We start from the raw sequence: 18,671 nt of genomic DNA on the forward strand, positions 1-18,671 counted from the left end.
CGGGATGACCCGGCGACCACAACAACATTAGTAACGGTCAGGTTGAGGCTGTTCAACACCGCTGGAATCACCCAGCGTGTACTCGAACGCCTTCTTCCAGTCCCCGTTGTCCTTCGATGCTTCGAGAGCGTCGTTCACTGCATCACGCAGAGCATTGTCGTCCTTTGGCAGACCAATTCCATAAGGCTCTTCCGTGAATGGTTCGCCAATCACCTTGAATTCGTCCTTGTACTGAGCAGCGTATCCACGCAGAATCGCGTCGTCAGTGGTGACGGCGTCAACGTTTCCGCTCTGAAGGTCAGTCACACACTTGGAGTATGCGTCGTAGGTGACCAGTTCAGCGTCTTTGTACTTCTCCTGGATGTTCTGTGCAGGAGTCGAACCGTCTACCGAACACACTTTCTTCCCAGCGATGCTGTCAGGGCCGGTGATGTCGGAGTCGGCCTTCACCAGAAGATCCTGACCAGCAACGTAGTACGGACCTGCGAAGTCGACGACTTCTTTACGCTTGTCGTTGATGGTGTAGGTTGCCACGATCATGTCGACGTTGCCCTGCTGCAGGAACGGTTCGCGGTTAGCCGACACCGTTTCGACGAACTCGATTTCGTCGTCCTTGAATCCCAAGCTTGCAGACACCATCTTGGCGATTTCGATGTCGAAGCCTTCGGGCTTGTCGGCACCGGCGCTGATGTTACCCAGACCAGGCTGGTCGTACTTCACGCCCACCTTGATCTTGCCAGCGTCCTTGGCTTTTTTCCACGTGGGGCTGTCTGCCAGATCGACGTCTTCAGCAACCTTGTACTCAGGTGCTTCGCCACCGGATCCCTGTTCACCAGGTGCGCCTTCTTTACCGCAACCGGTCAACGCGAGAATGCCCACAGCCAATCCCGCAACGAGTGTCGTTACTTTCTTCATTGGTTTCTCCTCAGTGAGTCAGGATCTTAGACAAGAAGTCTTTTGCACGATCCGATTGGGGGTTGGTAAAAAACTCTTCTGGTTCGGCGACTTCCACAATTTCGCCGTCGGCCATGAACACCACGCGGTTGGCTGCTTTTCGAGCGAACCCCATTTCGTGGGTCACAACCACCATGGTCATGCCGTCCTTGGCCAAAGTGACCATGGTGTCCAGAACCTCGTTGATCATTTCCGGGTCCAGAGCCGAGGTGGGCTCGTCAAACAGCATGAGTTTAGGTTTCATTGCCAAGGACCGGGCAATCGCCACACGCTGTTGCTGACCACCGGACAGTTGGGCCGGGTACTTGTGCGCCTGGTGGTCCACACCCACACGCTTAAGCAGTTCCATTGCGAGTTCGTCAGCGTCCTTCTTTGACATTTTGCGAACCTTGATGGGGCCAAGCGTGACATTTTCCAAAATGGTCTTGTGCGCAAACAGGTTGAAAGACTGGAACACCATTCCCACATCTGAACGCAGAGCTGCCAGCTCCGCGCCTTCCTGCGGAAGGTTCTTGCCATCGATCTTGATGGAACCTTCACTGATGGTTTCCAAGCGGTTAATGGTGCGGCACAACGTGGACTTACCGGAACCGGAAGGCCCAATGACGACAACAACCTCGCCTCGGTCGACAGTGAGGTTGACGTTTTTCAGAGCGTGGAAGTCGCCATAGTACTTTTCCACGCCTGCAAGCTCCACCAGCGGAGTCGAAGTCTGTTCGGTCATATGGTGAACTCTAATGATTTATTGATCTACGTCACAATTCGGAACACCAGTAGGCGGTCAAAAACCGCATTTTGTAACCGTTTCTTGACCTAATCAGACGCTTTCACTCGCGCCTCATCATCGCTTGTGACGACAAAAGCAGCGATGAGCGTCGAAAGCGGAATGGCACATACCAGCCCAATGGATGTCACAAGGGTGAGCACAACGTGGCCCGACATTTCACCCAAGGTGAGCTGGGTGAACAGATTGGCTCCACTTGTCAGAGTCACCAAGAGAACAGCAAGTGAGCTACCTGCGAATGCAAAAACCACGGTATAGACAGTCGAGGCGATGTGGTCTCTACCGATCCGCATGGCCGAGGTGAAAAGAGATCGCACAGAGGAACCCGGCGCGGTTCGTGCGAGCTCCCACACAGTTGCTACCTGTGTAATAGCGACATCGTTAAGAACACCAATACCGGAGATCAACACACCACAAATCACAATGTCAGATGCTGAAAGCCCGTAGTACGTGTTCAGAATGTACAGTGCGTCCGTATACAGTCCGCCCAGATGTGCCCAGCGCGTCCAGATCACCGCAAGAACTCCGGAGATTGCGACACCTGCCAACGTCCCGATGAGCGCCGCGGTCGTTCTGGCGTTAAAGCCGTGGGCTAGATACAGGACCGAAAAGAGAATCGCAGTCGATGATGTCAAGCCCACGCCGATCGCTGAATGACCACTCAGAATCGATGGGAGCATGAAGCCCACAATGACCACCATCGCGATACTGAGCCCTATGAGCGCACGCGCGCCCCGCAACCCTGCGACCACCAGAATCGCAACCACATAGATCGCGCTCAACACGCCCAGGGGAACACGCCGGTCATAATCAATGAAGACCACTTCTCCCCCAGCGTGGCCGTCCACGACGCGCACACTGTCTGACACCTCGGGAATGGACGCTTCTTTGGGAAGCTTCACCACATTGTCGCCGGCTTTCACCGTCACGCACGAAGGCGTGACCGCTTCCTGGCACGCACCCGCGTCAACAGCCGTGACCGTGACCGTGTAGATGTCGCGGTCGTCAGTGTTTTTGACATGGTGTGGCCAGTAGGCGATCACGCCTACGACCGTGAGTAGCGCGAAAGGTGCGAGCGCTACAAGCATGAGCGCCCACACGTATTTTGACGCGCTGGGCTGGCGCTGGGGAATGACGTGCACGCGCCGTTATATTCCTAGCAGCCCAGGCCCTGTGCCAGGTAGTTTTCGACATCGTCGATAGCGATGCGTTCCTGGCTCATGTCGTCGCGCTTACGCACGGTCACCGCGTTATCATCGAGCGAGTCGAAGTCAAACGTGATGCAGAACGGGGTACCGACTTCGTCCTGGCGGCGGTAACGGCGACCGATCGCGCCTGCGTCGTCGAAGTCGATGTTCCAACGCTTGCGCAGGTTCGCTGCCAAAGCGCGCGCCTGTGGTGACAGTTTTTCGTTGCGTGACAACGGAAGTACCGCAGCCTTCACCGGTGCCAGACGAGGGTCGAGTTTGAGCACAATGCGCTTGTCGGTTCCACCCTTTGTGTTGGGCGCTTCGTCTTCGCAGTATGCGTCGACGAGGAATGCCATCATGGAACGGGTCAGACCGAACGACGGTTCGATGACATATGGGGTGTACCTGTCTCCTGTCGCCTGGTCGAAGTACTGAAGTTTGGCACCCGAGGCGTCGGTGTGGTTGGACAGGTCGAAGTCCGTGCGGTTTGCCACACCCATGAGCTCTCCCCACGGGTTGCCCTGGAATCCGAACTTGTACTCCAGGTCAATCGTGGCGTCCGAATAGTGCGCGCGTTCATCTGCTGGCACATCGTATTTGCGCATGTTGTCCGGGTTGACACCCAGGTCAACGAACCAGTTCCAGCACGCGTCGACCCATTCGTCAAAGTACTTTTGCGCGTCATCTGGGTGGATGAAGTACTCGATCTCCATCTGCTCGAATTCGCGGGTGCGGAAGATGAAGTTTCCGGGAGTAATTTCGTTGCGGAATGCCTTACCCACCTGGCCGATACCGAACGGTGGTTTGCGGCGAGCGGCTGTGACCACGTTGTTGAAGTTCACAAAAATACCCTGGGCTGTTTCCGGGCGTAGGTAGTGCAGGCCCTGGCCGTCGTCAACGGCACCCAAGAAGGTTTTCATCAGACCCGAGAACTGCTGTGGCTCGGTCCACTTGCCAGGCTGGCCGGTTTCTGGGTCGTTAATGTCGGCCAAACCGTTTTCCGGTTCTTTTCCGTGCTTTGCCACATACGCTTCAATGAGGTGGTCGGCACGGTAGCGCTTGTGAGTGTGCAGGGACTCGACCAATGGGTCTACGAAGGTTTCAACGTGGCCGGATGCTTCCCACACCTGACGCGGAAGAATGATCGACGAGTCCAGCCCCACCATGTCTTCACGACCTCGGACAAATTCCTGCCACCACAGTCGCTTGATGTTTTCCTTCAGTTCCACGCCCAACGGGCCGTAGTCCCATGCCGAACGAGACCCGCCATAAATGTCACCGGCTTGAAAAACGAAGCCACGTCGTTTGGCCAGGGTGATGACGGAATCTAGTGTCGATGCCACGAATCTCTCCTTTAGTGAATTGCAACCGGCTGGCTGCCGGGCCTATGTGCACGTGCGCACAGTGACAAGCGTACCCAAGATCACATGCCGGCTCATATTCGCCCCCTGCCAACCAACGGGTACACTTGAACAGCACCCAAACCATCTCATGGCTCCTCGTGCTTTCGGGTTGCACACGCGAGCCTCGGTAGACCGCCAAACAGTCATCTGCGGTCAAGTGTGTTCAATCAAGAAAGAGATATCCATGGGTAACGCCAACGAACAGGCTTCAAACAACAACGACATTCGTTTTTCCGACTTCGATCTCGACGAACGTGTCGCACGCGCAGTCGCAGATCTGGGATATGAGTCCCCCTCCCCCATTCAGGCCCAAACGATTCCGCTTCTGCTCGACGGTCGCGACGTCATTGGTTTGGCTCAGACGGGAACGGGTAAAACCGCGGCTTTCGCGCTTCCTCTTTTGAGTAGCATTGCCGGGCGGGAACGCCCACGGACCCCGCTGGCGCTCATCCTTGCTCCCACCCGCGAACTCGCAATCCAGGTAGCCGAGGCGCTCACCAGCTACGCCACCCACCTCGGCGACTTCTCTGTTCTCCCTATCTATGGCGGACAGTCCTACACTCCACAGATCTCCGGTCTGAAACGCGGCGCGCACGTGGTCGTGGGAACGCCCGGTCGTGTTATCGACCACATGAAGCGTGGCACGCTTGATTTGAGCCACGTTGAACATTTGGTTCTCGACGAAGCCGACGAAATGCTCAAGATGGGCTTCCAAGAAGACATCGAAGAGATCTTCGCGAAGACCAACCCTGACCGCCAGGTGGCTCTGTTTTCGGCCACCATGCCAGCCTCGATCCACCGGATCACCGGTCAATACCTCAACGACCCGGCCGAAGTTCGCATTCAGGCGAAAACCACGACCAGCGCGAACATTCGCCAGCGGTACCTCACCGTCATGCACTCGCACAAGCTCGACGCCCTCACCCGCATTCTCGAGGTGGAAGAGTACGACGGCATCATCATGTTTGTGCGCACCAAACAAGAAACGGAAGAGCTCGCCGATAAACTCAAAGCGCGCGGTTTTTCCGCTGCCGCCATCAACGGTGACATTCCGCAGGTCGTCCGTGAACGCACGGTTGAAGCACTGCGATCCGGGTCCATCGACATTCTGGTCGCCACCGATGTCGCAGCCCGCGGGCTCGACGTCGAACGCATCAGCTTGGTAGTCAACTTCGACATTCCACACGACACCGAATCGTACGTCCACCGGATTGGCCGCACGGGCCGCGCCGGGCGCACGGGTGAAGCGATCCTGTTTGTGACACCTCGGGAAAACCGCCTTCTCAAGGCCATCGAAAAGGCGACACGCCAGAAGGTCGAACCCCTGGTGATGCCCACGGTAGAAGAACTCACGGTCACGCGCACGCAGAAGTTCCAAGACCGGATTTCGCACACGCTGAACTCACAGGACCTGTCCGAACTGCGTCCGGTCATCGAAGAATACGTCAACACGCACAACGTCCCTGCTGAAGACGTCGCGGCCGCCCTGGCGAGCCTCGTGTTGGATGGGGCGACACTGACCGCCGAGCCACTTCCGGAACCGCACGTCCGGGCCAGCCGCAACGAACGCGCGCGCACGGCCGAAGGCATGACCACCTACCGCCTGGCCGTGGGTAGGATGGACAAGGTAAACCCCGGCGCGATCGTGGGTGCGATCGCCAACGAAGGCGGCATCAGTTCTCAGCAGATCGGCAACATTTCGATCCGGTCGAACCACTCGTTGGTCGACCTTCCGCAAGACCTTGATGCGAGCGTTCTCAAACGTTTGAGCAAGACCAAGGTCGCTGGCCGGCACATCGATATCCGCCCGGACCGAGGTCGTCCCGGCCGCCCGTTCAAAAAGCGCAGCAACGACAAAGGTGCTGGTGAAGGGCGCAAGTTCGGGAAGGACGGGTTCCGCAAGGACCGTCGCAAAGGTGGCGGCTTCGGCGGGAAGAAGTTCAAGAAATAGGAGAATTCGCGCATGAAGAGCCTCGCACGTTTTTGGCCCGATCTTCGTGCGCGAGCAGGCACATACACTTTCGTCTGCGTTCTCACCTTTGTAGTCGTCGCGCTACCCCTGGTGGTGCCGGTGATCACCGGGCGTATCGTTGACGGTCCTGTGGCCCACGGTAATGTGACGGGCCTGTGGGGGCCGGTCGCGTTCTTAATGGTCGTGTCCATCGCCGAGGTCGTTGCCCTGTGGATACGCCATTACGCCGTTGCCGGGATTGTGTCGCAGTGGGAGATCACGTGGCGACATCGACTGTTCGACCATTTGCAATACGTACCAGTGTCGACGCACGACGCATGGGAGTCCGGACAGTTGCTGTCTCGTGCCGTTAACGACATGAGTCAAATGCGCCGGTTCTTTGCGTTCGATCTGCCGTTTTTGGTGTGTTCGCCCTTGGCAATCATCGCCGGAGAAATCATCCTCACAGTCATCAGTCCGTGGTTTGGGCTCATCATGCTCATAGCGGCCGTACCCACCGTGATCGTCGTTGTGGTGTTCGAACGCAAGTACCGGATCACGTCCCGGGCGACGCAGGACGCGCTGGGCGAAGTGACCACCGCTGTAGAAGAGTCCATCCACGGCCTGCGGGTCATCCGGTCGTTTGGTCGTTCCCCATGGATGACGCAACGGTTTAAAGCGCTCGCGCTCACGGTTCGTTCGCGCGAAATCCGCAAAACGAAGCTGGACTCGTGGCTGTTCAGCTTTATCAACGTTGCAACCGCGCTCGCCCAGATCGCGATCGTAGGGTTAGGCACCTGGGGTGTGGTGCAAGGCCGGATCACCGTGGGTCAGGTAGTCGCTGCCGTCACCACCACCATGGTGATGCGCATCCCCATCGAAAGTTTCGGGTTCTTACTGTCGGATTTCCTCATGGCGGTCACCGCAGCCACACGATATTGGGAAGTCATGGACCTCCCCGTCAGCATTGCCGACGTAAAGTACAAGGTACCCGATGCGAAGGATCTGTATCAGATCTATACATACATGCAGTTTGCGCGTCTCAACGAGGCTTATATCATCTCACCTTCCGTTCGAACTGGAGACGTGGTCGAGACGTTCGACGGTCACCGAATCAAATGCCTTGGTTTGGATAGCAGTTATGCGATAGACGTCGACGCACTTGCTTCGAGGGTTATCGAAGCTCTGCGGTAAAGAGGGGTTGCTGCACGGTGGTTGAAGCCAACACTCGCTCAGCAGTGGCGAGGTATTCTGCGCTTACATCAAAACCGATATAGCTCCTCTCGAGCTTCTTCGTTGCAACGGCGGTAGTTCCAGCACCCATGAATGGATCAAGAACCACATCACCAGGGTCCGTTGAGATCGCGATGCAGCGCCCAGGACGCTGAACCGGGAACTGAGCCCCATGCCCATCTCGGCCAGAAGAGGTTGGCAAGTACCAGAAGTCACTAAGCTTGTCCGACTCAAGCAGCTGTCGCCCACCAAGGTCTGAAGGTAGCTCCAAGTATGCGGCCTTGTTGAACTTGGGGGTTCGTTCCCGAGTGAGATGCAGAATGTACTCAACATTTCTGCTGACTCGCGACTGCTGGGGTTCAGGAGTTGTGGCCTGCTTGCACCACGAGATCGTGCTCTTTACGTAGTAGCCGATTTGGGCAGCACGCTGAGCAATCCGTTGCGGGATCAAACACTGCTCACCATCCTTCAGATACGAGTGTCCGGCGGAATACCGCAAGTACTCGTGATCTTTCCACGATCGACCATCCTTGCCTTGCATCGCATGCAGTGTCTCAACTGCACTACCACGGATTTGAGTGCGAGTGTTGTACGAATCCATGATGTTCCACCACACGGAGCCATCTGCAGCAATTTTCGGAAGCAATGCATGCAAGACCTCGACCGAATGGCGAATAAACCCTTCAGGTGTCTGCTCGAGACCAAACGAGCAGTTCTCGCCATCCGCCCAAAGGCGCTCACCAGGCTCGTCATAGACCCGCATAGCCCAGTACGGCGTTGAGGTGACAACAGTATTCACCGAACCATCTTTCAGTCTTCCAATCAGCTGGAGAGCGTCTCCGACAACGAAGGAGTCCTTTTGAATGACCTCTTGACTCTCGGCAACGAGCACGGCTCCGGTGACGGCTCGACGGAGATATTCAAGAACTCTGCTGCGAGGAACGAACGTCTCGGAGAATGCATCTTGATCTAGAAGTTGCCGAACGTCGGCCTCGGACAAGATTGACTTCCTGCCAAGGGCACGCCTAATGAAGCTGTGATTCATGCCCACAACGGGGGCAACAAGCTCAATTGGGAACACTAAGTCGGTAGTACTGCTGTCGGGGGAGGCGACCGCCGTTTGAGGCTTGATGGTATATGCCTGCTTCATCTCACTCATTACGACCGTCGCCGGTTCCTTCCTCATAACAGTCTTCAAAAGCCAGAATGTCGTTGGGTGAACAATCCAACGCTTTACAAATCCGCCCAAGTGTCGCGGTGGTAACCGTCTGATTTCGACCCAGCTTCGTGATGGTTGATGAGCTCAGACCGGCAAGGTCTCTAAGCTCGCCCTTCCGAATTCCTCTGTCGATAAGCAACTTCCAGAGGTTTCTATAGTCCTCGCGAGGCGCGTTCGATGTGTCAACCATGCAGCCAGAATACCATATCGCATGACTATTCGTGCGATACAGCCAGCTTTGATCAAGGTGTACATTTGGGTATCGCATGACGCCCTACCGATACTTTTTACACCCTCGGGTGCTGCAGTGACTCGCAAACCCGGATCAGCTCTGCCCAGAGATCCTCAGCGGTCACTTTGCGTCCTTTCAAAACGCGAGAAACCCCTCGAGCTGCGTCTCTACGTAGGCTCAACGTCTAGCTCAAGGGACTTGACCCCGGTCGGGAGTTAGGTTAGGCTTACCTAAGTGGAAGGAGGTTTGCTGTGACAGACCGATCCGGTACAGTTCGACGCTCAGCTCGCGGGGGATTAACCGACTCAATTCTAGGTACCCGAAATCTCATGATGGTGGCCTCCCTGTCGGTGGTCGGCCTCATCATCCTCATCCCACTGAGCTACATCGCGCCGGCGGGTGCGGCTTCGCAGAGCGCAGTCTGGCTCGGGGTGTCCCTTCTCGGACTTTGGGTCATTCCCTACCTCCTTCCTCTGGCCGTTGTGCGAAGGCCGGGCGCTTCGCTGCTGGCCGCGCTGATCATCGGAGTTGTGAGCGTATTTACTACTCCCACTGGGCCTGCCGCGATTGTCGGTAACGTCATTGGCGGGCTCCTGGTTGAGTTTCCCATGGCGTTGATGCTGTACCGAAAGTGGACGTGGTGGGCGTATCTGATCTCCGCCGCATTCTTCGGGGCATTTAACAGCCTGTTGTACCTCACGCTGCTCAAGCACGCGGTGGGAATCTCGGTATCGGGACTGATCGTGCTGGTGGGAGTCACGTCGTCCGTCATTGGCAGTTTGGCCGTCGTCGGACTAACCCGTTTGCTCAACAATGCAGGCGTAGGCGTAGACCATCGTGAGTGAAAGGCTGGCCTCCACTTTGAGTAGCGAGCAACGGTCTGTGAGCGAGTCCGCGCGGGCGCTCCTGGCGGTTGAGGATCTTTCCGTTCACTACTTGGGTCAGGACCGGTGGGTGCTGCAACGTCCAAGCCTGGTCCACCTGAGCGGTCAGGTAACGGCCGTCATTGGGCCCTCTGGATGCGGTAAAACTACCTTCGTCCGAGCCGTGTGCGGCCTTGTGCCCCACTGTCTGCCGTCCGAATACTCCGGCAGCGTTCAAATTGCCGGCGCCGAAATCGCCGACGCCACGGTCCAGTTGATCGCTACCAATGTCGCCTACGTGGGACAAGATCCGGATGCCGCAGTCATTACCCGTACGGTGTATGACGATGTCGCGTTTGCGCTGCAGAACCTCTGCCTGCCTGTTCCTGAGATTGATCGACGGGTACGCGAGGCATTGGCTGCGGTTGGTCTGGAGACCAAGCTGTGGGAGAGCCCATGGAGATTATCGGGCGGCCAACGCCAGCGCCTAGCGATCGCAGTAGCACTGGCTATACAGCCCCGCTTACTTGTCCTCGATGAGCCAACATCGACTATTGACACGCAAGGCACGGACGAGTTTTACAGCGTCATCCAACAGCTGGTTAGCGATGGCGTGGGCATCGTGGTGATCGACCATGACCTCGACCCGGTCCTACCCCTGTGCGATCACGTCATAGCGCTCAACGCGCAGGGCGCGGTGATCGCGCAGGGAACTCCACATGAGGTTTTTCTCAGCCATACCGCGGAACTTGAGGCGTGCGGAGTGTGGCTGCCCCGTGCGTTACGCGACGAATCCCCGCACCACGCCTTGACCTGCGAGCAGGCGGGCATTCGAGTTCCCCGCATCACGGATATCTGTGGTGATTCGGTGCAATATCAGCGACGCACCGAAGCAGGATGGGAAACCATCGATGCGATTGACACGCTCGACGGTGGAGGCAGCGCCACGGTAGAGCTGGCAGATTTCTGTGTTCCCGGACGCTCCCCAGCTATCTCTATGCGGCTACGGGGTGGCGAGTTTATCGCGCTTATAGGGCCGAATGGCGCAGGCAAAACATCCCTGCTCGCGGCGCTGGCGGGTCTCATACCATCAAAGGCACAACGCGCTACGGTCTGCGGAGAGGTTGTGCGGCGAGGGCGGCACCAGGTCGGCTACGTGTTTCAAAACCCGGAACATCAGATGGTTTGTTCCACCGTGGCTGGCGAAATCTCCACGGGGGATGTTTCCGCGTCTAAAGCCGAGGCTATTGTGGAGCAATTCCATCTCTCCCAGTATCGAGACCAACACCCGTTGACTCTCTCAGGCGGCCAGATTCGTAGACTATCGGTGGCTACGATGGTCGCCGAGAGCCGCGATGTGATTGTCCTTGACGAGCCCACGTACGGCCAGGACTGGGCGAATACCTGCGAACTCATGGCCTTCATCGACGAACTGCGCGCTGAGGGCAGAACCGTCATCATGGCCACCCACGACCTAGAACTTGCCCTATCACGCTGCAGCCACATCATCGCGCTACCTGCTGCCGTTAGCGAAACTCGTGAAAACGCCGCATCCGCAGCACCAGCGAACCCGCCTTCGCCGTCCGTGCCCCGTGGACTCTTCTCATCGTTCAATCCTGTGACGTTGCTATTGGCGCTAATCCCGGCGATGGTCATGGTGTTCGTATGCAAGGACCCGGCCGTCAATGTTGGAGTGCTCATCGCAGCGAGCCTGGCCATGGTAGCCGCGAGAGCGAGTCGCGCTCGAACGGTCATGTCACTGCTAGCACCCTGGGTCATCGCAGCTGTGCTACTGCCGGTGTTCCGCTACAACTACACCATTGAAGAGGTCAGCCCACTCTACAATCACGGTGGCGAGCTTGCGGCAGCGAGCGGCACCGGGGCACTGTTGTCCCTCATGCTGCTTTCAGGCATCAGCACTCATCCGGAAACGCTGCTTCGCACGTTGACGACGACGTTCAAGCTTCCCTATCGGGTCACTGCGGCGGGAACTGCGGCTGTCGCCTTCGTCACTCGTTTCCGGCAAGATTTCCAGCTGTTGCGCACAGCGCGGGCATTGCGGGGTATTGGGGCATCATGGGGGCCGTTAGCGCCCGCAATTCGATGGGTGGGTTCCCTCGTGCCGCTGGCGATCCTCGCCGTCCAGCACGGCGAACGGGTTGCCCTGTCGATGGATTCACGTGGCTTTGGCGCCTATCCGCGGCGCACGGAACTCCAACACACACCGTGGCAGGTGCGAGATTGGTGCCTGGTGGGCCTCCTTTGGGCCGTTACTGCGTTGCTGTGGTGGTGGCGCCAATGAACGTTTCGAAAGACTCGACTCGACAGGAGCCTGATGTGAGTATTTCCGTCGCCGCACTAATCCGCCCGGCCAAGGGCGCGATGGTCCTTTCCGCAGTCCTCACAGCCTTAAGCGCTATCGTCACGCTGGTGCCGTTCGTCGCCTTACACAACATGGCCGCGATCTGGCTTGACGGGCAGGTGCGCACCGGCTGGACCGGAAAGCCGTGGGTTTGGGCCGTGATAGCGGTGCTTTCGCTGTTCGTGGGCCAATTGCTCTACCTGTTTGGATTGGGTGTCACCCACGAGGCAGAAGCCAAGCTCCGACATCGGTTGCGCGGCAATGTGGTCCAAGCGCTGGGCAGTTTGCCCTTGGGTAGGGTCTCGCAGGTGCCGCACGGGGCCATCCGCAAGATGGTGTGTGACGATACCGCAGCCATCCATACTCTCGTTGCGCATGTTCCCGGTGATGTCACCAACGCCGTGGTCTCGATGGTCGTAGGCCTCGGGTATCTCGTGTGGGTCGATTGGCGACTGGCGCTCGCGCTCTTTGGAACGTGGGCCGTAGCGATCATGATCATCGTCAGCACGACCATGCGCGGCTATAGCGATATCACCGAGCGATTCGGACATGCCCAGACCGCACTGGCCGCAGCCACCGTCGAAATGCTTGAGGGCATTAAGGAGATCAAGAATTTCCAGGCCACCGATGCGACCCGAACGCGCTTTAACGCCGCTCGCCAGCAATTTTCTGCCATCTCCTTCGACTGGGTTCGTCGCTCCGGCAGAGCGATTAGTCTGCTCGGTTCGCTACTGCGTCCAGCCACGGTCTTCGTCACGGTCGCGTTACTGGCGGCGCTATTCGTCGCACAGGATTGGAGCACGCTGTCGGCGACGCTGCCATTCTTCCTGATCGCTCCCGGTATCCCGGAGGGGTTCACGGTGCTAGTCGGTCTGATGCAGCATATCTATGAGTCGCAGCTGGCGGCTCGCACCACGGCAGAGCTGCTTTCCGAGAAACCCATGCCCGAAGGCAGCCGCACCCAAGAAGAGGGCCCAAACCCCGGCCAAGTTGAGGTCTGTGAGGTTTCCTTCTCCTACGAGCCTGACGTGCCCGTTGTGCACGGTGTCTCCTTTACGGCTGAGCCCGGAACGGTCACGGCTCTGGTGGGCCCGTCGGGCGGAGGGAAGTCCACACTGGCCCGGCTAATTGCGCGCTTTTACGACGTCAATGATGGCGTGGTACGCATCAGCGGTGTGGATGTGCGCGAGGCGAGTTTTTCGTGGCTACTTTCCCGCGTCGCGATCGTCCTACAGGACGTAACGTTGTCGAACGATTCGGTCCATACCAATATCGCGCTGTCGAAACCGTCGGCAACGCGCGCCGAGGTCGAGGCAGCAGCCCGTGCGGCATGCATCCACGATCGCATTATGCGTCTGCCCGAGGGGTATGACACCGTGCTTGGCGAGGTTGGTGGCTTCCTCTCGGGCGGTGAGCGGCAACGCATCACCCTGGCGCGAGCATACTTGCAGGATGCGCCGATCTTGATTCTCGACGAGGCCACCGCGCAAGCAGACCCCCAGTCGGAGCGTGCGATCCACGAAGCGCTCAGCACCTTGGCATCCGGGCGCACGGTGATCATCATCGCGCATCGACTCGCCACCATCCGAGACGCCGACCAGATCCTCGTGATTGAGGACGGCCACATCACTCAGCGTGGTAGGCACGAGGACTTGGTCGACCAAGCGGGGACCTATAGCGAGATGTGGCGGGCCCAAGAACTCCATTACATGGCCTAAGGAGAGACACGCTCATGTGGAAACTAATGATCAGGGTCGTCAACAGGGCCGAGTTGCGTACGTTGGTGGGCTGGTTCGCCTTCTCCGCTGTCCTACAAGGCATCACACTGGCGTTGATGATCCCCTTCCTTCGGGCATTATTCTCCCGCTCTGAAACCCTTGGCACCTGGCTCGTCGTCGTTGCCATCCTCGGCGCGATCACGGTGACGGTCGACACCTTCGCGATGTACCGCTCCTATCGGATCAGCGTCTATGAAGTATGCGATACCTTAATTGATCGCGTAGCAGATCATGTCTTGCAGCTGCCGCTTGGGTGGTTTAATGCCAAACGCGAAGCGGACGTGGCTAATGCGACATCCAAGGAGATCAACACCCTGTCGCATCTGGCATCAATGGTGATCCCGAACCTGTGCAACGCCTTCATCGTGCCGTTGGTGATGCTCGTTGCCACCGCATTCATTGAGTGGCCGTTAGCTGTGGTCATGGCAGTGTCGATCTTGCCGTTTATTCTCACGTGGCGGAAAATGTCGGCGGCAACAACCAGAGCCAATGACATGGAAGACCGTACCTCGGCCGCCGCAGCCGGCCGGTTGATTGAGTTCGCCAGGCTACAACCGGTGCTTCGAGCCACGGGTGCCGCGACGTCGTGGGACCCCGTACAAGAGACTCTGCAAGCCGACTCTGAGGCGACGTTGGCCGGGCTTCGGATCAAGGGCCGACCTGCCCAAGGATTCAACCTCATCGCTAACGTGACTTTCGCGGTGGTGCTCGCCTTGGGGCTGTCGTTCGTGACCGGAGCGCGTCTGGACCCGATTGCGTATCTGGTGATCGCGGCGGTCAGTGCGCGCATGCTGCTGCCGCTCACAAAAGCCGCGCTCTACGCATCTGAGGTCGATAACGCCGCAGTGGCGTTGCGCCAGATGGGAATAATCCTTGATGCCGCGCCACTTGCCGAACCTGATTCCGAGCAGGCACGGGAACCGCGTGGGACGTCGATTGATTTCCGAGGAGTGTCGTTTTCCTACGAGTCAGGCCGGCCTGTCCTAGACGATGTCTCGCTCACCGCCCCGCAGGGAGCAGTCACCGCACTAGTGGGGCCGTCAGGGGCCGGGAAGTCGACGATCTTGCGTCTCACCGCAAGGTTTTGGGATGTCGACGCCGGTAGCGTGACCATCGGCGGGGTGGACGTGCGCGAGATTCCAACCACGCGGATCATGGAGCTGACCTCGATGGTGTTCCAGGACACCTACCTGTTTGACACCACGATCCGGGAGAATCTGCGGATTGCCCGTCCCAATGCGACGGACGCCGAGTTGGAAGAGGCAGCTCGCAAGGCGAGACTTGATCGGGTGATTGAGGCGCTGCCTCACGGTTGGGATACCGAAGTGGGGCCTGCCGGGCAGAGCCTGTCTGGAGGTGAGCGCCAACGAGTGGCAATCGCTCGGGCATTCATCAAGGATGCTCCGATACTGCTGCTCGACGAGATTACCTCGGCGCTGGACGGCGAGAATGAATCGGCGATTAGCGACGTCATCAGTCAACTATCTGAGGGCCGCACTGTGATCGTGGTAGCGCACAGACTATCCACCATAGATAGCGCCGATCAGGTGGTCTTCCTCGAACCCTTAGCGGATGGTGCTATCGTCGCCGAAACCGGCACGCCTAAGGAATTGTCTAGTCGGCCCGGACGGTTCCACGATTTCGTGGCTGCCGCCGATGCGTCGTATCGTTGGCAGCTGAGACACACCTCAGATTAGCGGACGCGGTCCCGGTGCCAGGCGCCAAGCCCTAAACCCACAGCTCGAATCGGAGTACCTCGACACGTTTGGCACACGTGGTGCTGTCGCGAACATGGCGCTAGTGGGATCATTTGCGAACAGCATCTCGCTGATGAGCGAGGGCGCTACTAATCACCAAGGGAGTTGAGTCCCTCATAGTGGTGTAGCGGGGTGGTCGTGCTGGACAGCAGGGCGGTCACCGCGTGGTCCTCGAGTTTCGTCCCCTACAACTCACTCGCGAAAGGCCACACGATGACCGCTACCCATATTGTCGCCCTGCCGGGCTGCTTGGCGAACTGCTTGCCGAGGCGTCACCTGTTGCAGACTGTGATCAACGAGTTGCTGTCTGCGGATGCTGATGCGGTTGCAGGTGCCGAGTACGGCCGCCCAGATCCTGACCGACGTGCCCAGCGCAACGGCTACCGCCACCGGCCTCTCGATACCCGTGTTGGGACCTTGGACATCGCGGTCCCGAAACTACGCCAGGGCACCTATTTCCCTGAGTGGCTGCTGGAGCGTCGCAAGCGCGCCGAGTCCGCATTGATCACTGTTGTTGCCGACTGCTATCTCGCTGGAGTCAGTACTCGCCGGATGGACAAGTTGGTCAAGACGTTGGGAATCGACCGGCTGTCGAAGTCCCAGGTCTCTCGCATGGCCGCCGAGTTGGACGAGCACGTCGCCGAGTTTCGACACCGTCCACTAGGCGATGCTGGGCCGTTCACGTTCGTGACCGCCGACGCGTTGACGATGAAAATTCGCGAGGGAGGTCGTGTGGTCAACGCGGTCGTCATGCTCGCGACCGGGGTCAACGCCGACGGGCATCGCGAAGTCTTAGGGATGCGGGTCGCCACGAGCGAGACCGGCCCGGCCTGGAACGAGTTTTTCGCCGATCTGGTCGCCCGAGGACTGTCCGGGGTCCGGCTGGTCACCTCCGACGCCCACCAAGGCCTCGTGGAAGCGATCGCGGCGAACCTGCCCGGTGCCGTCTGGCAGCGTTGCCGCACTCACTACGCCGCGAACCTGATGAGCATCACTCCCAAGAGCTTGTGGCCGGCGGTCAAGGCCATGCTCCACTCCGTCTATGACCAGCCTGACGCCGATGCTGTTCACGTCCAGTTCGACCGGCTGCTGGACTACACCGCCGAGAAACTCCCCGACGTCGCAGACCACCTCGATGCCGCCCGCGCTGACATTCTCGCGTTCACCAGCTTCCCGACCGAGGTCTGGCAGCAGATCTGGTCGAACAACCCCACCGAACGGCTGAACCGCGAGATCCGGCGCCGCACCGATGCGGTTGGGATCTTCCCAAACCGGGAAGCGATTGTCCGGCTCGTCGGCGCCGTCCTGGCCGAGCAAACCGATGAATGGGCAGAAGGCCGCCGCTACCTCGGCCTGGAAGTCCTCGCCAAGAGCCGCCTCAACCTGATCACCACACCCACAACCACGACCGATGCCGACATGCCCGCACTCGCAGGCTAAAACCCCAAACGAGAGGAAAACACCGTTACACCACTACAAGGGACTTGACCCCCAACTTGCTAAAAGCTTTGTAGTTGACTAGGAGTGCAGATGGTCGTCGGCCCACCTGCAAGAACGAATAGCAAGCGGTATCGTCTACAGGTAGAGGTGCTACCCGCATCATTTGTCGAGACCCCGCGTCTATTCTTGCGCGCGAGATCCCGACTGGTTCACCCCCTCTACGGACGCCATCCGGGTAGTGACGTGCCAGATACTCAGCGGTACAGCAGGCTAATCTCCAAACGTCCGCGGCAGCCGGAAATCCCAGTTCATCGCCGGTATCGAAGCTGTTCGATGGCCCTGCTCCGCACTGGGGTCTTGTATCCATCGTGACCACTTGTGCGAAACTTTCATGCAACGCTGGATACAAACGCGCGCGAACTACTGACGAACCCGGACTTCGCGCTCATGGCGCAGTCCTACGGTCTGCACGGCGAAACCGTGCGCTCGACCGATGAGATCGTCGACACTGTCGAACGGGCATTGATGAGCCCGACCGGTGCACTGCTGCACGTCATCACCGACCCGACGCTGCGCGCCCCCTCCCCGGAGGTGCCGGCCGGGGTAATGAACGGAGACCGACCATGACACACACGTCACAGGCTGAGGCATTCCTCGCCGACTGGAACGTCCACTGCACTTTCGGTGCGGTGCCCGGCACCCACGGGGTCGACCGGCAGGAGGCCACCGAGCCCGACGGCCAGCAGCGCCGCTGGTTCGCAGAGCTCCTGCAGCGCCACGGCATGAAGGTCGTCCGCGATGAGATCGGCAACCAGTTCGGGCCGGTCGAACTCGACCTGGCCGCGTATGCCGAGATCCACGTCGAGCAGGGCCGCAACATGGACGAGGACGGCGTCACGCGCTGCTCGGGGCGGCCACGCTCATCGTTGCCGCCCGCGAGCTCGTCGACGACTACGAAGAGGGCGTTCTGCATTCCGCGGTCGGTGAGATCGCCGTCTACCCGAACTCCCCGGTCGTCGCCAGCGAGGCCCGCATCCTGCTCGACCTGCGTTCACCGAGCATGGAGGTCATCGACAGCGCGGCTGCGAAGCTGCGGACGAGCATCGCCGAGGTGGAGGAGACCGTCGCTGTCGAGATCGACATCGTCCACGAGCACGCCTGGGACCAGAACCCCTACCAGCCGGAGGGCACCGCGTTCCGTCGCCAAGGCATTCGGCCTGTCCCATGGCGAGGTGCTGACCGTGGCCGGTCACGATTCGACGAACATGAAGGACCTTGTGCTGACGGTGATGCTGTTCGTGCCGAGTTTCGAAGGCGTCTCGCACAACCTCAACGAGTTCACCAAGGACGACGACCTGCTCGCCGGTCTCGACCACCTCACCGAGGTGCTGCGACGGATCGTGACAGATCCCGCGGTGGTGGCCGAGGCCGGGAACGGCTAATGCTGGCATAGGGGCTCGAACAGAACGACATGCGGAAGCGGCGAGGTGCATCCTCGCCGCTTC

General features: G+C 59.0%; 16 protein-coding genes. 9 read left to right on the forward strand and 7 right to left on the reverse strand.

What is annotated here, in order from left to right; all coding sequences use genetic code 11:
- Positions 1–27: 27 nt before the first annotated feature.
- The 4 genes from MHX53_RS10970 to MHX53_RS10985 form a co-directional block, all read right to left on the reverse strand.
- Positions 28–915: a glutamate ABC transporter substrate-binding protein gene (locus MHX53_RS10970; RefSeq protein WP_239272730.1), complete on the reverse strand. Its 888-nt coding sequence runs from the start codon at positions 913–915 to the stop codon at positions 28–30.
- 10 nt (positions 916–925) lie between these two features.
- A complete protein-coding gene (locus MHX53_RS10975; protein WP_239272739.1) occupies positions 926–1,654 on the reverse strand; it encodes an amino acid ABC transporter ATP-binding protein in 729 nt (242 codons plus the stop codon).
- A gap of 113 nt (positions 1,655–1,767) precedes the next feature.
- Positions 1,768–2,880: a YibE/F family protein gene (locus MHX53_RS10980; protein WP_239272731.1), complete on the reverse strand. Its 1,113-nt coding sequence runs from the start codon at positions 2,878–2,880 to the stop codon at positions 1,768–1,770.
- 14 nt (positions 2,881–2,894) lie between these two features.
- On the reverse strand, positions 2,895–4,271 hold the full coding sequence (locus MHX53_RS10985; RefSeq protein ID WP_204515856.1) for a glycine--tRNA ligase: 1,377 nt from the start codon (positions 4,269–4,271) through the stop codon (positions 2,895–2,897).
- A gap of 244 nt (positions 4,272–4,515) precedes the next feature.
- Here MHX53_RS10985 and MHX53_RS10990 point away from each other — a divergent pair, with 244 nt between their 5' ends.
- A complete protein-coding gene (locus MHX53_RS10990; RefSeq protein ID WP_239272732.1) occupies positions 4,516–6,282 on the forward strand; it encodes a DEAD/DEAH box helicase in 1,767 nt (588 codons plus the stop codon).
- A 12-nt stretch (positions 6,283–6,294) separates the two neighbouring features.
- Positions 6,295–7,476 carry an ABC transporter ATP-binding protein gene (locus tag MHX53_RS10995; protein WP_239272733.1) on the forward strand — a complete coding sequence of 394 codons (1,182 nt, stop codon included), beginning with the start codon at positions 6,295–6,297 and terminating at the stop codon, positions 7,474–7,476.
- On the opposite strand, the gene MHX53_RS11000 is transcribed toward MHX53_RS10995, so the two are convergent.
- Entirely contained in the window at positions 7,457–8,665 is a 1,209-nt protein-coding gene (locus MHX53_RS11000; RefSeq protein ID WP_239272734.1) for a site-specific DNA-methyltransferase, read from the reverse strand. The two genes, MHX53_RS10995 and MHX53_RS11000, sit on opposite strands and share 20 nt — an antisense overlap.
- Position 8,666: 1 nt before the next feature.
- Positions 8,667–8,924, reverse strand: a complete 258-nt coding sequence (locus tag MHX53_RS11005; RefSeq protein ID WP_041630930.1) for a helix-turn-helix domain-containing protein — start codon at positions 8,922–8,924, stop codon at positions 8,667–8,669.
- A gap of 293 nt (positions 8,925–9,217) precedes the next feature.
- Here MHX53_RS11005 and MHX53_RS11010 point away from each other — a divergent pair, with 293 nt between their 5' ends.
- The 6 genes from MHX53_RS11010 (at position 9,218) to MHX53_RS11035 (ending at position 17,793) form a co-directional block, all read left to right on the forward strand.
- Positions 9,218–9,811, forward strand: a complete 594-nt coding sequence (locus tag MHX53_RS11010) for an ECF transporter S component (RefSeq protein ID WP_204515854.1) — start codon at positions 9,218–9,220, stop codon at positions 9,809–9,811.
- Complete coding sequence (locus MHX53_RS11015; RefSeq protein ID WP_239272735.1) at positions 9,804–12,131, forward strand: ATP-binding cassette domain-containing protein; 2,328 nt, start codon at positions 9,804–9,806, stop codon at positions 12,129–12,131. Before MHX53_RS11010 ends, MHX53_RS11015 begins: the two co-directional genes overlap by 8 nt.
- Positions 12,132–12,166: 35 nt before the next feature.
- Complete coding sequence (locus tag MHX53_RS11020) at positions 12,167–13,909, forward strand: ABC transporter ATP-binding protein (RefSeq protein ID WP_201612957.1); 1,743 nt, start codon at positions 12,167–12,169, stop codon at positions 13,907–13,909.
- A gap of 26 nt (positions 13,910–13,935) precedes the next feature.
- Positions 13,936–15,666: an ABC transporter ATP-binding protein gene (locus tag MHX53_RS11025; protein ID WP_239445885.1), complete on the forward strand. Its 1,731-nt coding sequence runs from the start codon at positions 13,936–13,938 to the stop codon at positions 15,664–15,666.
- Positions 15,667–15,939: 273 nt separating this feature from the next.
- A complete protein-coding gene (locus MHX53_RS11030) occupies positions 15,940–17,166 on the forward strand; it encodes an IS256 family transposase (RefSeq protein WP_204516130.1) in 1,227 nt (408 codons plus the stop codon).
- Between the two features lie 378 nt (positions 17,167–17,544).
- Positions 17,545–17,793, forward strand: a complete 249-nt coding sequence (locus MHX53_RS11035) for a thiamine pyrophosphate-dependent enzyme (RefSeq protein ID WP_204515852.1) — start codon at positions 17,545–17,547, stop codon at positions 17,791–17,793.
- A gap of 8 nt (positions 17,794–17,801) precedes the next feature.
- On the opposite strand, the gene MHX53_RS11040 is transcribed toward MHX53_RS11035, so the two are convergent.
- A complete protein-coding gene (locus MHX53_RS11040; protein WP_230975980.1) occupies positions 17,802–18,026 on the reverse strand; it encodes a hypothetical protein in 225 nt (74 codons plus the stop codon).
- A gap of 18 nt (positions 18,027–18,044) precedes the next feature.
- On the opposite strand from MHX53_RS11040, the gene MHX53_RS11045 reads away from it, so the two are divergent.
- Entirely contained in the window at positions 18,045–18,608 is a 564-nt protein-coding gene (locus tag MHX53_RS11045; RefSeq protein WP_272942665.1) for a M20/M25/M40 family metallo-hydrolase, read from the forward strand.
- The last annotated feature ends 63 nt before the right edge of the window (positions 18,609–18,671 follow it).

The sequence above is a fragment of the Brevibacterium sp. ACRRH genome (assembly GCF_022346365.1).
In the GTDB taxonomy this organism is placed as follows: Bacteria; Actinomycetota; Actinomycetes; order Actinomycetales; family Brevibacteriaceae; genus Brevibacterium; species Brevibacterium paucivorans.

What these genes read in the sequence shown, in the direction of transcription:
- MHX53_RS10970 (WP_239272730.1), bottom strand. Translation starts at nt 915, where the DNA reads ATGAAGAAAGTAACGACACTCGTTGCGGGATTGGCTGTGGGCATTCTC.
- MHX53_RS10990 (WP_239272732.1), top strand. Translation starts at nt 4,516, where the DNA reads ATGGGTAACGCCAACGAACAGGCTTCAAACAACAACGACATTCGTTTT.
- MHX53_RS10995 (WP_239272733.1), top strand. Translation starts at nt 6,295, where the DNA reads ATGAAGAGCCTCGCACGTTTTTGGCCCGATCTTCGTGCGCGAGCAGGC.
- MHX53_RS11000 (WP_239272734.1), bottom strand. Translation starts at nt 8,665, where the DNA reads ATGAAGCAGGCATATACCATCAAGCCTCAAACGGCGGTCGCCTCCCCC.
- MHX53_RS11005 (WP_041630930.1), bottom strand. Translation starts at nt 8,924, where the DNA reads ATGGTTGACACATCGAACGCGCCTCGCGAGGACTATAGAAACCTCTGG.
- MHX53_RS11025 (WP_239445885.1), top strand. Translation starts at nt 13,936, where the DNA reads ATGATCAGGGTCGTCAACAGGGCCGAGTTGCGTACGTTGGTGGGCTGG.
- MHX53_RS11030 (WP_204516130.1), top strand. Translation starts at nt 15,940, where the DNA reads ATGACCGCTACCCATATTGTCGCCCTGCCGGGCTGCTTGGCGAACTGC.
- MHX53_RS11045 (WP_272942665.1), top strand. Translation starts at nt 18,045, where the DNA reads ATGGACGAGGACGGCGTCACGCGCTGCTCGGGGCGGCCACGCTCATCG.